This is a genomic window from Bdellovibrio sp. HAGR004, assembly GCF_055397015.1.
In genome coordinates this window covers 4,031,516-4,044,517 of sequence record NZ_AP029176.1, presented here as the reverse complement: position 1 = coordinate 4,044,517, position 13,002 = coordinate 4,031,516, and the positions used below count along the sequence as shown (strand labels likewise).

At 49.4% G+C, this 13,002-nt stretch carries 15 protein-coding genes; 10 read left to right on the top strand and 5 right to left on the bottom strand.

The window, feature by feature from the left end; genetic code table 11:
- Genes ACZ5ZV_RS20100 through deoC form a run of 3 tightly spaced genes read right to left on the bottom strand, consistent with a single transcriptional unit; the run spans position 1 to position 2,827 of the window.
- The gene (locus ACZ5ZV_RS20100; RefSeq protein ID WP_464119044.1) at positions 1-816 is read right to left on the bottom strand and encodes a purine-nucleoside phosphorylase; all 816 of its coding nucleotides are present in this window, start codon (positions 814-816) and stop codon (positions 1-3) included.
- 29 nt (positions 817-845) lie between these two features.
- Positions 846-2,165: a thymidine phosphorylase gene (locus ACZ5ZV_RS20095; RefSeq protein ID WP_464119043.1), complete on the bottom strand. Its 1,320-nt coding sequence runs from the start codon at positions 2,163-2,165 to the stop codon at positions 846-848.
- Positions 2,165-2,827, bottom strand: a complete 663-nt coding sequence (deoC, locus tag ACZ5ZV_RS20090; RefSeq protein ID WP_347355762.1) for a deoxyribose-phosphate aldolase — start codon at positions 2,825-2,827, stop codon at positions 2,165-2,167. The genes ACZ5ZV_RS20095 and deoC overlap by 1 nt, the downstream gene beginning before the upstream one ends.
- A gap of 59 nt (positions 2,828-2,886) precedes the next feature.
- Here deoC and ACZ5ZV_RS20085 point away from each other — a divergent pair, with 59 nt between their 5' ends.
- Positions 2,887-3,261, top strand: a complete 375-nt coding sequence (locus tag ACZ5ZV_RS20085) for a hypothetical protein (RefSeq protein WP_464119042.1) — start codon at positions 2,887-2,889, stop codon at positions 3,259-3,261.
- Between the two features lie 5 nt (positions 3,262-3,266).
- Here the strand turns inward: ACZ5ZV_RS20085 and ACZ5ZV_RS20080 are convergent, their stop codons facing one another.
- The gene (locus ACZ5ZV_RS20080; protein ID WP_464119041.1) at positions 3,267-4,367 is read right to left on the bottom strand and encodes a type IV pilus twitching motility protein PilT; all 1,101 of its coding nucleotides are present in this window, start codon (positions 4,365-4,367) and stop codon (positions 3,267-3,269) included.
- 137 nt (positions 4,368-4,504) lie between these two features.
- Here ACZ5ZV_RS20080 and ACZ5ZV_RS20075 point away from each other — a divergent pair, with 137 nt between their 5' ends.
- The 8 genes from ACZ5ZV_RS20075 (at position 4,505) to ACZ5ZV_RS20040 (ending at position 11,487) form a co-directional block, all read left to right on the top strand.
- Complete coding sequence (locus ACZ5ZV_RS20075; protein WP_464119039.1) at positions 4,505-6,022, top strand: Rne/Rng family ribonuclease; 1,518 nt, start codon at positions 4,505-4,507, stop codon at positions 6,020-6,022.
- A gap of 243 nt (positions 6,023-6,265) precedes the next feature.
- Positions 6,266-6,619 carry a hypothetical protein gene (locus tag ACZ5ZV_RS20070; RefSeq protein WP_464119038.1) on the top strand — a complete coding sequence of 118 codons (354 nt, stop codon included), beginning with the start codon at positions 6,266-6,268 and terminating at the stop codon, positions 6,617-6,619.
- Positions 6,561-7,802 carry a hypothetical protein gene (locus ACZ5ZV_RS20065; RefSeq protein ID WP_464119037.1) on the top strand — a complete coding sequence of 414 codons (1,242 nt, stop codon included), beginning with the start codon at positions 6,561-6,563 and terminating at the stop codon, positions 7,800-7,802. The genes ACZ5ZV_RS20070 and ACZ5ZV_RS20065 overlap by 59 nt, the downstream gene beginning before the upstream one ends.
- A gap of 206 nt (positions 7,803-8,008) precedes the next feature.
- The gene (gene rplU, locus ACZ5ZV_RS20060) at positions 8,009-8,572 is read left to right on the top strand and encodes a 50S ribosomal protein L21 (RefSeq protein WP_464119036.1); all 564 of its coding nucleotides are present in this window, start codon (positions 8,009-8,011) and stop codon (positions 8,570-8,572) included.
- 29 nt (positions 8,573-8,601) lie between these two features.
- On the top strand, positions 8,602-8,862 hold the full coding sequence (gene rpmA / locus ACZ5ZV_RS20055; RefSeq protein WP_063205653.1) for a 50S ribosomal protein L27: 261 nt from the start codon (positions 8,602-8,604) through the stop codon (positions 8,860-8,862).
- An 88-nt stretch (positions 8,863-8,950) separates the two neighbouring features.
- Positions 8,951-9,988, top strand: coding sequence for a GTPase ObgE (gene obgE, locus ACZ5ZV_RS20050; RefSeq protein WP_464119035.1), 1,038 nt, complete (start codon positions 8,951-8,953; stop codon positions 9,986-9,988).
- Complete coding sequence (gene nadD, locus ACZ5ZV_RS20045; RefSeq protein ID WP_464119034.1) at positions 9,988-11,016, top strand: nicotinate (nicotinamide) nucleotide adenylyltransferase; 1,029 nt, start codon at positions 9,988-9,990, stop codon at positions 11,014-11,016. Before obgE ends, nadD begins: the two co-directional genes overlap by 1 nt.
- Positions 11,017-11,487, top strand: coding sequence for a 23S rRNA (pseudouridine(1915)-N(3))-methyltransferase RlmH (locus ACZ5ZV_RS20040; protein ID WP_464119032.1), 471 nt, complete (start codon positions 11,017-11,019; stop codon positions 11,485-11,487). It abuts the gene before it with no gap.
- 3 nt (positions 11,488-11,490) lie between these two features.
- Here the strand turns inward: ACZ5ZV_RS20040 and ACZ5ZV_RS20035 are convergent, their stop codons facing one another.
- Positions 11,491-12,267 (bottom strand): protein-glutamine glutaminase family protein, encoded by a 777-nt coding sequence (locus tag ACZ5ZV_RS20035; protein WP_464119031.1) that lies wholly within the window; start codon positions 12,265-12,267, stop codon positions 11,491-11,493.
- 83 nt (positions 12,268-12,350) lie between these two features.
- On the opposite strand from ACZ5ZV_RS20035, the gene ACZ5ZV_RS20030 reads away from it, so the two are divergent.
- Positions 12,351-13,001 carry a ComF family protein gene (locus ACZ5ZV_RS20030; RefSeq protein WP_464119030.1) on the top strand — a complete coding sequence of 217 codons (651 nt, stop codon included), beginning with the start codon at positions 12,351-12,353 and terminating at the stop codon, positions 12,999-13,001.
- Position 13,002 lies beyond the last annotated feature (1 nt).

The window sequence follows — 13,002 nt, the reverse complement described above, 5'->3', positions numbered from 1 at the left end:
TTAGATGTGAGCGATGAATTCGCGTAAAAACGAGGAGAATTGCAACTCGACCTGCTTCGCAGTTTCTGTCACTTCGTCGTGGGAAAGCTTCTGAGAAGAAATTCCCGCTGCCAAGTTCGTGATGCAAGAAAGTGCCGCCACACGCAGACCCAAGTGATTGGCTGCGATGGTTTCAGGAACTGTGCTCATGCCCACGGCTGTGCCACCAATAAGTTTTAGGTAGCGAACTTCTGCTGGTGTTTCGTAAGTGGGACCACTGACGCCGCAGTATACACCCTTGTGATAGCGCGTACCTTGCTTCATCAACACTTCTTCCATTGTTTGGATCAAGCGTTTGTCGTAAGCCTCAGTCATGTCGGGGAAACGAGGACCCAGCTCTTTGATGTTCGGACCCATCAAAGGATTCGTGCCCATCAAGTTGATGTGATCTTCGATGATCATGAAGTCGCCGGCTTGCATGTTTTCGCCAAAGCCGCCCGCTGAGTTTGTCAGGATCAAAGTTTCCACGCCCAGCATCGCCAGAGTTCTTGTCGGGAACACAACACTTTCCATGCTGTGACCTTCGTAGTAGTGATTGCGCCCTTGAAGAATCGCAATCTGCTGACCATCGACTTTACCGAAAATCAAATTTCCAGAGTGACCTTCAACAGTGGGTGGGGAGAAGTGGGGGATGTCCTTGTAGGGAATGGTTGTTTCAACTTCCACTTCCTTTACAAAAGCACCAAGACCGGAACCTAACACGACGCCAACTTTCGGTTTTGCCGAAGTCTTTGTGCGGATAAAGGCCATGGATTCTTGAAGCTTATTGAGTACCAAACGACGTCCCCTTTTTAGTCCTTAGAGCATTAGCTCAAAGTTTTGAGTATCAAACTAGGCTTTGCCACCTTTTGCAAGGAAATTGTCATTGCTGAACGAAGCATAGGCAGAGCGGATTGAAGCAAATCTTTGTCGTCGCCGTGCAATGTAAAGACGGTGTCTCCGACCTTCACTTCGTCTCCGACTTTCACATGGAATTCGATACCTGCAGTTGGTGCAATAATGTCCGTGGTTTGTGCGCGACCAGCTTTGATTAGAATGCCCGCAACACCAATACTTTCCGTGTGGAATCCGCTAACCCAACCGGCTTTTTCAGAAGTGACAGCGATAGAGTGTTTTGGTTTTGGCAACGCACTCAAATTTCCACCGTGAATGGAGCAAAGCTCTTCAAACTTCGCCATGGCCTTACCAGATACCAGCATGTCTGTGGCAATTTTGTAAGACTCTTCTTCGTTTTTACCAACACCAGCAAGTAATAACATGTGAGCAGAAAGTCGCAAACTTAGCTCGCGGGTGTCTTCATAAAGATCGTAACCCGCAGGGCCGATGAACTTTTCATTTTTCATGATCGCTACACACTCTTCAACTTCAACTGAGTTCCCTGCAAAGCGGCCCAGCGGTTGATCCATGTTTGTCAGAAGGGCGGTGACTTTTTTGCCGTAACCCTTAGCGATAGCCATCAGGTTCATAGCCAGCTCTTCAGCCAGCACGGAAGTTTTCATAAACGCACCGGAACCGAATTTCACATCCAGCACCAGGCCGTCGATGCCTTCAGCCATTTTTTTGGACATGATGGAAGCGCAGATCAGCGGCAAACTTTCAACCGTGGCAGTCACATCACGAAGAGCATAGATTTTTTTATCAGCCGGGCAGATCTCTTTTGTCTGGCCGATGAAGCAGATTTTGTGTTTGTGAACCAGTTCAATGAACTCAGGCAAAGATTTTTGTGTGTTGAATCCAGGGATGGCTTCAAGCTTATCCAAAGTTCCACCGGTATGACCCAAACCACGACCTGAAATCATCGGAACAGGAATGCCTGCTGCCGCCACGATCGGGCCCAGAATCAAGCTGGTCTTATCACCCACGCCACCGGTGGAGTGTTTGTCGACTTTGAATTCTTTTACGGAAGAGAAGTCCACGACATCGCCGGAGTGAAGCATGGCTTTGGTCAAAGAAAGAGTTTCTTCCGTTGTCATGCCGCGGAAGAAGATCGCCATTAAAAGAGCCGACATTTGATAGTCAGGAATGTGACCGCGGGCATAGCCCAGAATGAACTCATTGATTTCGTCAAACTTCAGTTCTTGGCCATTGCGTTTGGCTTTGATGATTTCAGCAGGAAGAAAAGACATTAGTAACCACCTTGTACAGAGCCGCCTTGAATAATAGTAATTCCGGAGCTTGTGCCAAGGCGGGTGGCTCCAGCTTCGATCATTGCATTTGCTTGTTGGGCATCTTTGATGCCACCGGAAGCTTTGACTTCCATTTGGTTTCCAACCACGGACTTCATCAGCTTCACGTCATCCACAGTTGCGCCGCCGCCGCCAAAACCTGTGGAGGTTTTTACGAAGTGGGCACCCGCTTCCAGTGCCGCTTTGCAGGCCAGAACTTTGTCATCGTTGTTTAGCAGGGACGTTTCGATGATAACTTTCACAGTGTGCCCGTGAGCGGCCTGAACCACGGCTTTGATGTCGTCACGAACATAATCCAAGCGGCGGTCTTTCAGCGCGCCGATCTGAATGACCATGTCGATTTCCTGAGCGCCATTGCGAATCGCAGTTGAAGTCTCGTAGGCTTTGCTTTCCGTGTCCATCGCCCCCAAGGGGAAGCCGACAACACAGCAGACTTTCACAGAGGAGCCTTGCAAAAGTTCTGCACAGGTTTTGACGTAAGAGGTGTTTACGCAAACGCTGAAGAAAGAGTGCTCTTTGGCTTCGGCACAAAGTTTTTCGATTTGTGAAAGCTGGGCTTCGGGCTTCAAAAGAGTGTGGTCAATATAACGACTTAGTTGCACGGGGCACCTCAAAAATGTTTAAATAGCAAAAGTATCTCAGTTCATTGCAGGAGGCAATCATGACACCACAGAAGTGGACCTCGTTTTTACTGGCATCTTTGTTGATTTTCGCTTCCTCGGCGTCCTTTGCGCAAGCCGACAGAACTTTTAAAAGAAACACTGCTGCAGTCCTGTTTGCCAGTCTGGGTGGGGCTGTTCTGGGATTAAGCACGCTGTCTTTCTATGGCAGCCCTGAAGAGCACACCGACAATATCAGCCTGGGGGCTTTAGCGGGTTTTGTTGCGGGGGTAGGGTACGTGGTCTATGACTCTTCGCGCCCAGCAGCTCCTACTTATGATTACTCGCAAAACTTGGGATGGGACCTGAAAAACCGAAGGGCCTCGGCAACAATTGCCAAAGCCCCATCTGCTATAAAATTTGAATTTGAGTTCTAGTTAGATTAGCCCACTTTCGTGCGCGGACCACCCGCAGCGCCACCCACGGCTGCCTGCACGCTGGTGTCGCCACCGCCGGCCTGGCCCAGGAAGGTTTTTGCATCGGCTGCGGAAACCTTTCCTTTGCGAACCAGATCTTCGATGTATTTTTCGAACAATACCATCCCCTGACTGGAGCCCGTCTGCATCGCAGATGGGATTTGGTGGACCTTGCCTTCACGAATCAAGTTGGAAATCGCTTTGGTGTTTCTCATGATCTCGTAAGCGGCGACACGACCTTGTCCGTCCGCGCGCGAGAACAATGTTTGAGCGACAACTCCACGCACGCTTTCCGCCAGCATTGTACGGATCTGCTGTTGTTGTCCCGCAGGGAAAACGTCGATGATACGGTCAATGGTTTTGGCAGCACTGTTGGTATGCAAAGTTCCGAAGACGATATGTCCGGTTTCTGCTGCCGTCAGGGCCAAAGAAATCGTTTCCAAGTCACGCAACTCACCCACCAACAGAATATCTGGATCTTCACGCAGCGCTGCTTTCAGGGCGTTGGCAAAGCTCTTGGTATGGCTTCCGACTTCACGTTGGTTGACCAGAGATTTTAAATTCGGGTGAACGAACTCGATAGGATCTTCCACCGTGATGATGTGCGCTTCACGAGTCATGTTAATTTGGTGAATCATCGCTGCCAAAGTGGTGGATTTACCGGAACCGGTAGGACCTGTCACCAGAATCAGACCGCGATCGCAGTCGATGATGTCCATCACGGATGGTGGCACACCCAGCTCTTGCGCGGTTTTGATTTTCTCAGGAATAATACGCATAACGGCGCCAAGGCCTTTACGCTGCATAAAGATATTGCAACGGAAACGACCCGTGCCTGGCAAAGTGTAAGCGAAATCCAGCTCCCACTTTTCGACAAAGGCTTTCTTTTGCTTTTCAGAAAGGATCTCAAAAAGCAAACCTTGCACGTCTTGGTTCGTGAGTTCGCGATAGTTCAATGGAACCATGTTTCCGTGCAGGCGCAAATAAGGGGCTGCTCCACTTGTGATGTGCAAGTCGGAAGCTCCTTGTTCGACCATGAGTTTAAACAGTTCATCAATTGTTGCCATCGTTCTCTCCCTAAGGGCTCTAATTCAGTGATCTTTTCGGTCAGATATGTTTCAATATTAAATATTATTTGCTATCGGTCTTGTTTCTGGACTATTGAACTAAGACCAGGCCCTGTTCTCGGGTAAAAGGAGCCACTGTGTCCGCTGAAATTCTGATCAATGTTCGCCCCCAGGAAACCAGAGTCGCCTATGTCGATGCGGGAATTCTTTCTGATTTGAAAATTGAACGAAAAACATCCCCTACATTGGTCGGGTCTATCCATCGCGGCACCGTGATCCGTGTTCTTCCGGGCATGCAGGCCGCCTTTGTGGATATTGGTCTGGAAAAAGCGGCCTTCCTGTATGTGGGCGACATCCGCGAAGACGTGGACGACAACTTCCTTTCTGCGGTGGACCGGGAAGAGCCCCTGGATGAGGGGGACGATGACAAGCCGCTGACTCACACTAATAAAACGCCCATTCAAGAGCTGGTGAAGGAAGGCCAGAGCATTTTGGTTCAGGTCTCTAAAGATCCGCTGGGCACCAAAGGCGCGCGTTTAACGACACATCTATCGCTGCCAGGCCGCTTCGTGGTCTTTTTGCCCACCGTGCGCCACTTGGGGATTTCCCGACGTATTGAGGATGAAGGGGAGCGCGAGCGCCTAAGAAAACTGGTGCAGAAGATCAATCCATCCGGTGGCGTGATTGTGCGTACTGCGGGTGATGGCGCCTCCGAGGAAATGTTGAAGGCCGACATCGAGTATCTCGATCGTATGAGCAAAGAAATCTTCAAGATGTACGAAAAGAAAAAGCAACCCGGGGCCTTGCACACAGAGCTGGATGTGGAGCTGCGTGCCCTTCGGGATCTAATGAGTGAAGATGTCACCAGCGTGTGGGTGGATGATGTCGAGATTCACAAAAAAGTTGTGAAGTTCGTGTCCCAATTCATGCCAAAATACAAACAAAACATCGTCCTTTATGAAGAGAAAAAGCCGCTGTTTGATTTGTACGACATTGACATCGAGATTTCCCGTTCGATGGAAAGAAAGATCTGGCTGAAGTCCGGCGGTTATATCGTCATAGATGAGGCCGAAGCTTTGGTTGTGATTGATGTGAACACCGGAAAATTCGTCGGCAAAAAAGACCTGGAAGACACGATCTTAAAAACCAATCTGGAAGCGGTTCGCGAGACCGCACACCAGTTGCGCATCCGCAACTGCGGCGGGATCATCATCATCGACTTCATCGATATGGAAAAAGAATCCCATCGCGAAAAGGTTCTGGAGGCCCTGGCTGAAGAACTGCAAAAAGACCGCGCTCGCACAAATATCGTTTCCATGTCCCAGTTGGGACTGGTGGAGATGACCCGCAAGCGCATTCGCCCAAGTCTGATCAAAACCTTGTGTGAACCGTGCTCTTACTGTGATGGAAAAGGCTATATCAAACGCAAGTCCACGGTGGCCAACGAGATCTTCCGCGAGCTGGAGCGTGACGCTGACATGCTGATCAATAAAAAGACCAACGTGGTGATTCACTGCCATAGCGAAGTCGTGGATTGGATCTATGAAGTTGAAGGCGAAACACTGGAAGGTATTGAGAAGAAGCTCGGCCGCTCCGTTGCTTTCAAGATCGAACCGAATTATCACCTAGAACAATACGAAATCTTCTTCGTCTAAACGGCGGGTGAAAAGGGCCCCATCGACTGCGTTGTGCTGCGGGCTCCTGCCCTTGCCCTTCGGGCTGACGCCCAAGAATAGCTTCCTGCTATTCTTGTCGGGCCCCTTTTGACCCGCCTTTAAGTTTGCTTTTTCTTGGTGCTTTGTTGGATCGCTTGGATGATGGCTGAATTTTTGGAAGAAAATGGGACTGCTGGACTTTGGTTGGTTTAGTCGGGTCTTGGGTGTTCCGATAGATGCTTTATGAAACATCTGTTGGGTTTTCTATTTGGCATTCTATTTTCGTTGGTTGTGCAGGCAGAACCGCTTTTCTGCGGTGAGAATCCTTATAAGGTGAAAGCTTTGGCGGATGTTTCCCGCAACACTTGTATGCAGACGCTGCAGTCGAAGGAGTGTCAGGCTTTGTTTGCCAAGATGCGCGCCAATGGGGAAAAGCCTGAGGAAAAAGCTCTGAAGTGCGCCAAGCAAAGTTCCTTGTCGCGCGCCTTTGAGGCGTCCTGGGATTACACCTCGGGATGCGCAACGGGGGGATGGTCCTTTGTCAAAGACAGCTTTGTTGCGGTCGGCACAGCCATCGGCGAAGGTGAATCTCTTTAAGCAATATAACGGCTCAGTCCCCAAGATCCTTCAGGTTCCCATGCCCAAAGCAGATGTTCTTCAGAAGGCCAATTGCGCGACGGTGAAGGGGATCTTGCATCTGCAGTCTGTGAGTAAGAAGAACGAGGCTCTGACAGCTATTACCCGCAAGCGATCCTTGAAAGCCCCCAACTTCACTGCGGAAGAAAAAGAATACATGGACTGGGTTCAGGGAAATGCGCCGAAGTCGCAAAAGATGGATCTGGTGGGCATGGCCAAGGCTCGCTTGAAAGAAATGGGCATTCAGCTTGATTGTTATAACTCTAAAGAAGCTGCTGCCATGGTTTGTGAAGCCATCGCAGAGGTCGCGTCCTTCGCCGGGGGGCCCGCGGGGGCTGCGCTGAAAGCTGCGAAGGCTCGGAACATTATGAAAATTGCCGGAGTCAGTGCCGATGCAGAAAAGGCCGCCGTGGCAACACGAACTGTGGCGTCGGCGGCGGATCTGGCAAAAGCCGCGAAGCTTTCTAATAGTGAGCGTGTGCTGGCGGCTGAAAAGTCACTAGGCCGAAAGCTCACGGAGCAGCAGGAAAAGGCCCTGATCAAGGCCCATGAGGTGGCGGCCGGGACCGGGCGCGGGTATGGAACCTATTCAAAGGCCGACATTGCGGAAAAGACCCGGATCCTGCAACAAGCTGGATTTAACGCCACCGAACGCGAGGCCCTGCTTCGCCAGGGATTGGCCGGAAGCCTGTCAGATACCAAAGCCGCCAGAGACTTTGCCAATAAAGCCCGCCTGGAGGCCGATAAGCTCCGCGTGTCTGGAAATATCTCAGAATCTACAGCAAGTTACCGCAAAGCGTCTGACTCGTATGAAGTGTTTATTGCAGACCCCAAGGCGGCCAAGTCTTCCCGGGATTATTGGGTGGGAGCCAAGCTTAATGCCGCGGCGGAGAGATACGATAAAGCAGCGGAATACTTCATTAAAACAGAACAGGCGACAGCTCGCAGTGATGTGAAGGCGCAGAACATCTTTGAGGCCCTCAACCGGGAAAAAAACGAGCTGCGGGTGATCGCTTCCAAGAATCCAGGCAGTAAATCGGCTCAAAAGAACTATCAGGACCATCGAAAGTTGATCGAAGCCGTCACTAATAATAAGAGTTTTCAACTGGGAGATGCCTGGAAGCGGGAACTTTTAAAGCCGTGATTTTGGCTAACCTGCTGAAAATATAGGCTTTTATCTGCCGACTAGACCTTGCCAACTTTTTCCAAAAATATTTGCTTTTGAGGGGGGTTAAAGCTAACCTCTCTTTCTCTCGTAAAAAGCTGAAAAAAATAGCATGTATTAGGTTGACAAAGCCTAGTGCGAAGTGGCATTTACCATTGGCTTAATTCGGGTAGCTGGAGGTTTACATGTACGCGATTATTCGTACTGGCGGGAAACAATATAAAGTTCAAGCTGGTGACGTAGTTCAGGTTGATAAACTTGAACAAGCACTTGGTGCAGAGTTTGAAATCAACGAAGTTTTGATGGTTGGTGGTGAGTCCACTGCTGTTGGTCAACCTCTTGTTAAAGGTGCGAAAGTAACTGTTGTTGTTACTAAACAAGCTAAGACAAGAAAAGAGATCGTCTTCAAAAAGAAGCGTCGTCAAGGTTACAGAAAGTTCGCAACTCACAGACAAGAGTTCACCGAACTATTTGTTAAAGCTATTTCCTTCGATGGAAAAACAGCTAAAACTGACGAAGCGGCTAAAGTAGTAGACGTGACAGCAGTTCGTGCAGAAAAAGCACAAGCTCGCGTAGCAGCTCGTAAAGAGCGTGCAGCGAACAAAGGGACTGCAGAAGTTGTAAAAAAAGCGGCTAAAAAAGTAGCGAAAAAGAAAGTTGCTAAGAAAGCAGTTAAAAAGACTGTAAAAAAAGCGACTAAAGCTGGCGCGAAGAAAAAAGTCGCTAAAAAAACTTCTAAGAAAGCATAATTAATTTTATTTCGTAAGAGAGGTTCGTCATGGCAAGTAAGAAGGCCGGTGGTAGTACAAAGAACGGTCGTGATTCACAGAGTAAACGACTGGGCGTAAAAAGATTCGGTGGCGAGAAAGTTCTTCCAGGAACTATCATCGTTCGTCAGCGTGGAACTAAATTCCATCTTGGTAACAACGTAAAAATGGGTCGCGACTACACGATTTATTCTGTAATCGAAGGTCTTGTTAAGTTTGAGCGTTTCTCTAAAGAGCGTTTCAAAATTAGCGTATATCCTAAAGCTGTTTAATCAGTAGTAAGATAGTACCGATACATTTTTTCAAAATGCGAAGAGGAGCCATTCCATGGCTCCTTTTTTGTTGTATAAACGGTCACTTATGAAATTCATCGATGAAGTTAGAATTACCTTAGCTTCGGGCCGTGGCGGTCCGGGGTGTGTCAGTTTTCGCCGTGAATCCGGTTTGCCTCGTGGCGGTCCGGATGGTGGTGATGGTGGCAAGGGCGGCGATGTTATTATTCGCACATCTCGTCACATCAACTCTTTGGTCGATATTCGTTCCAACAAAAGATATGCAGCTCAAAACGGTCACATGGGAATGGGCCGTCAGAAAGCGGGTCACGACGGAGAAGATCTGGTTATGATCGTTCCTAAGGGGACGATCTTCCGCAATATGGACGGTGAAATCATCGTCGATATGACCGACATCGATGAGCATGTTCTGCTTAAAGGTGGTCGTGGCGGAAAAGGAAACGAGTTCTTCAAAACCAGTGTCAATCAGGCGCCTGATTATGCACAGCCAGGCGAAGACGGCGAAGAGGTCGAGGTTAAACTTGAACTGAAGCTGATTGCTGACGTTGGAATTGTGGGCTTCCCGAACGCTGGTAAATCCACTTTGATCTCTCGTATCTCGGCGGCGAAGCCAAAGATTGCAGATTATCCTTTTACAACACTGACGCCCAATTTGGGTGTGGTTAAAGCGGGGGACTATTCCACGTTTGTGGTTGCGGATATCCCGGGTCTGGTGAAGGGCGCCCACGCCGGCGTGGGTCTTGGCATTCAGTTTTTGAAACATATTGAACGCACGCGTTTGTTCATCCATTTGATTGATGCTTCAGGGATGTCGGGACGTGATCCTCTTGAGGATTATGCGGATATTAACAATGAACTTAAGATGTATGATGAAAACAACAAGGACAAAGAGGGTTTCTTCCCTCTTTCCACGCGTCCACAGTTTGTTGTTCTGAACAAAATCGACACCTTGAGTGAAAATGAACTGGCGAAGTTGAAGAAGAAGTTCAAAGAGGCGTCAGGTTCTGAGCCTTATGCGATTTCTGCAGTGACTGGAAAAAATATTAAAGAGTTCGTACAGGAACTGGCTCGTCAGATTTTGGAAGATAATAAAGAGGAACAGTAATGAAAATAGGTATTTTCGGGGGCAGTTTCAATCCTCCGCACATGGGTCATATCAACGCCATTCAAACAGTGGCTAAAAAAGCGGGCTTGGGTAAAGTTCATATCGTTCCGGCCGCTCAGAATCCTCTGAAAACTCCGGTGGAAGGACCTACTCCAGAACAACGTGTAGAGCTGACGCGTCTGGCGTTCTCTCAATACGGTGACACTTATTTTGTAGACGATCAGGAAATCACTCGTGGTGGCATGAGCTACACGATCGATACAGTCTTGAATCTGCGCAAACAGTACGATGCCAATGATCTTTACTTGGTGGTTGGTGCGGATAAGTTCGAAGAACTGGCGCAGTGGAAGGACTATCAAAAGATTCTGACCGAAGCGAATTTGATTGTCACAACTCGTCCGGGTTATGACATTCCTGAATCTCTGGAAGAAATGCCAGGATTCCTGAAGCCATTGGTGGCGGAATTTGACTTCAACTTTATCGAGCTCAACACAGGCCGCAATATTCAGTTCATCACTTTGCGTGATGTGGAAGTTTCCTCCAGCGAAGTTCGCAAATGGCTTCGCTCCGGAAAGCCTGTGGAAAAGTATCTGCCATTGGCGGTTGAATCCTACATCAAGGAACACAAGCTATACAGAAACCTGGGCGATCGTATCGGTGACTACCAGAAGTTCACTGCGTTCTGCGCTGATGTTCTGTTTGCCAAAAAAGGTATCAACGTCCGTGCCTTTGACCTGACTCAGATGTCAGCTCCGAGTGAATACACACTGATTGCTTCTGGTACCTCCACTCGTCACGCGGCTGCGATGGCAGAAAACATCGTGACGGCGGTGAAAGAGGAATACAATGTTCATCCACAAAGCATCGAAGGTGTGGATGAGGGTCGTTGGGTGCTGGTGGACTACGGTTCATTGATCATCCACGTATTCTACGATTTCGTTCGCCAGGAATATAATCTGGAAAACCTGTGGAGAGAAGGCAAAGACATGGGTCTGAAGGATCCATACGTCGGCAAGGGTGCTCAATAGATGAAGTTCATTCTGTACAATCTCGCCACGGCCAAGGAAGCCTGGGCAGACGAGGTCAGCGAGTTGTACAAGAAGAAGATTTCCTTCTTTGTTCCCTTTGATATTCAGTCCTTGAAAGCCAAGAAGTCCGCACGCGAAGATGCGGACTTCAAACGCAACGAAGAATCCGAATTAATTCTTAAGAATATCAACAGCGATGACTATGTCGTGCTCTTTGACGAGCGCGGCTCGGTCCTTGATTCGATTCAATTTTCAAAAAAAGTGGAAAACATTCTGGGAAGCTCAAAGAAGCGCGCAATTTTTATTATTGGCGGAGCTTTCGGGGTGAATGAAGAAGTTCGCAAAAGAGCGGACCTGAAGGTGGCGCTGTCGCCGATGGTGATGAATCATCTGATGGCCCAGGCGATGAGCTTAGAGCAAATCTACCGGGCCTTTACGATTATCAAAAAAATTCCGTATCACAATATCTAAGATCTAGTTCTGCCAAGGTGGCTCGTTGCCAAGTTCCTTTTCTGGATTTCTGTGCAGCTCCAGCAGACGGGACCATTCCGGGCTTAAGAAGCCCCTCTGTTCACTGAGAGCTTCCTCCACCGGCAAACCACGAGAGGCCATGCAGTCCGAGCCCGGGTCATAAGCTTTATTCGAGCAGATCGCGTACTTCACGTAAGCACCCTCGCCACCAACGGACTTGTTCCACTCTTTCAGAGTCAAAGGTCTTGTCGGCTCAATGGATGGATCAAACACATACGCCTCGGCACCCACACGATAGGTCACAGCCACGTGGTACCACCACTGAACGGAGCCATATGGGGAATTTTTCGTCAGTGCTTTCAGACTGCCGAACACGAAGATCTTCTTCGGAGCGGGGAAGTTGTGCTCCACCAAAGCAATGGAGGCCATCTCCGCGCGGGCGTAACAGCCATCATCCGGATACATCCAGGTCAGGCGACGAGCAAAGGGGGTGACGTCGGTGATAAAGCGCGTGTCACGAACATACTTGAACTCACGCTCCAAATCCGCGTAAGAGCCGACATCCGGAATGTCCTGAAGATTCAGTTCAGCCAATGGTCTTTTGGCTTTTTCGGGTGTCGTACGCCCCAGGAAGTCCTGAGAAGCGTCGTAAGCGTGATTCCGGCGACTGCGTTTACTGGCCGCCTCATAGGTTTCATCGGAATGCCGAACAGGTGAAAGACCTGCCAGAGATGTTGCGGAAGCCGTCAGAGCCACCAACAAAATGAAAAGCGATTTCATATTCCCCTCACTTGCTATGTTTCTAGGCTTGAGGAAATGGGCTGTCAAAGAATTTGCAGTGACGCATAAGCATGAGAAATCTGATGGAATTAATGAGATCCCGGGTTGCTGTCTGTCTGCATTGCGGATCATTACAGGCACTGCCGGGGCTGCTTTGTGATCCTTGCCAACAAGCTCTTCTGACCTATGGTGTTCGGGAGGGAATTCAGACCACCAGGCGTTGGAAATCTCTGTTTCGCTGGACGCCGGGAGAAAGTGATCTGTTGTCCGGCTTGATCTTAAGTCTGAAAGGGGCGGGATCTCAGCGGGCGTGGAACTTCTATGCTGCCGCCTTCGCGCAGAAATACATCCCAACACTTCCGACGGGCCGGCGTTTGCGTCTGGTACCCGCGCCGTCCAAGACGGGTGGGCGCGACCATGCCTTTCTCTTTGCCCAGGCTCTGGCTGAGCAGTGCGGGGCGGATTTCTGCCCTTGTCTGAGAAAGGTTTCACAGAAGTCTCAAAGGGGAAGCACCCGGGGTGACCGGGCCTTGATTGAGATGGAGCTGATTGAAAAAAATACAGTCATGCCTGAGGACTGGTCAGAGGTCCTTTGGATTTTCGTCGATGATATCGTCACAACAGGCGCTACAGCGCGTGCGGCGGAGCTGGCGCTTGGAAGGCCTCCTCACTTTGAGGTTTGGGTCTTGGCAGAGAGGAGCCTCTCTTGCGGAGCGTCCACGGATCTGCTATAAA

What these genes read in the sequence shown, in the direction of transcription:
- ACZ5ZV_RS20085 (WP_464119042.1), top strand. Translation starts at nt 2,887, where the DNA reads ATGACACCACAGAAGTGGACCTCGTTTTTACTGGCATCTTTGTTGATT.
- ACZ5ZV_RS20080 (WP_464119041.1), bottom strand. Translation starts at nt 4,367, where the DNA reads ATGGCAACAATTGATGAACTGTTTAAACTCATGGTCGAACAAGGAGCT.
- ACZ5ZV_RS20070 (WP_464119038.1), top strand. Translation starts at nt 6,266, where the DNA reads ATGAAACATCTGTTGGGTTTTCTATTTGGCATTCTATTTTCGTTGGTT.
- rpmA (WP_063205653.1), top strand. Translation starts at nt 8,602, where the DNA reads ATGGCAAGTAAGAAGGCCGGTGGTAGTACAAAGAACGGTCGTGATTCA.
- ACZ5ZV_RS20095 (WP_464119043.1), bottom strand. Translation starts at nt 2,165, where the DNA reads ATGTCTTTTCTTCCTGCTGAAATCATCAAAGCCAAACGCAATGGCCAA.
- nadD (WP_464119034.1), top strand. Translation starts at nt 9,988, where the DNA reads ATGAAAATAGGTATTTTCGGGGGCAGTTTCAATCCTCCGCACATGGGT.
- rplU (WP_464119036.1), top strand. Translation starts at nt 8,009, where the DNA reads ATGTACGCGATTATTCGTACTGGCGGGAAACAATATAAAGTTCAAGCT.
- ACZ5ZV_RS20030 (WP_464119030.1), top strand. Translation starts at nt 12,351, where the DNA reads ATGGAATTAATGAGATCCCGGGTTGCTGTCTGTCTGCATTGCGGATCA.
- ACZ5ZV_RS20035 (WP_464119031.1), bottom strand. Translation starts at nt 12,267, where the DNA reads ATGAAATCGCTTTTCATTTTGTTGGTGGCTCTGACGGCTTCCGCAACA.
- ACZ5ZV_RS20040 (WP_464119032.1), top strand. Translation starts at nt 11,017, where the DNA reads ATGAAGTTCATTCTGTACAATCTCGCCACGGCCAAGGAAGCCTGGGCA.
- obgE (WP_464119035.1), top strand. Translation starts at nt 8,951, where the DNA reads ATGAAATTCATCGATGAAGTTAGAATTACCTTAGCTTCGGGCCGTGGC.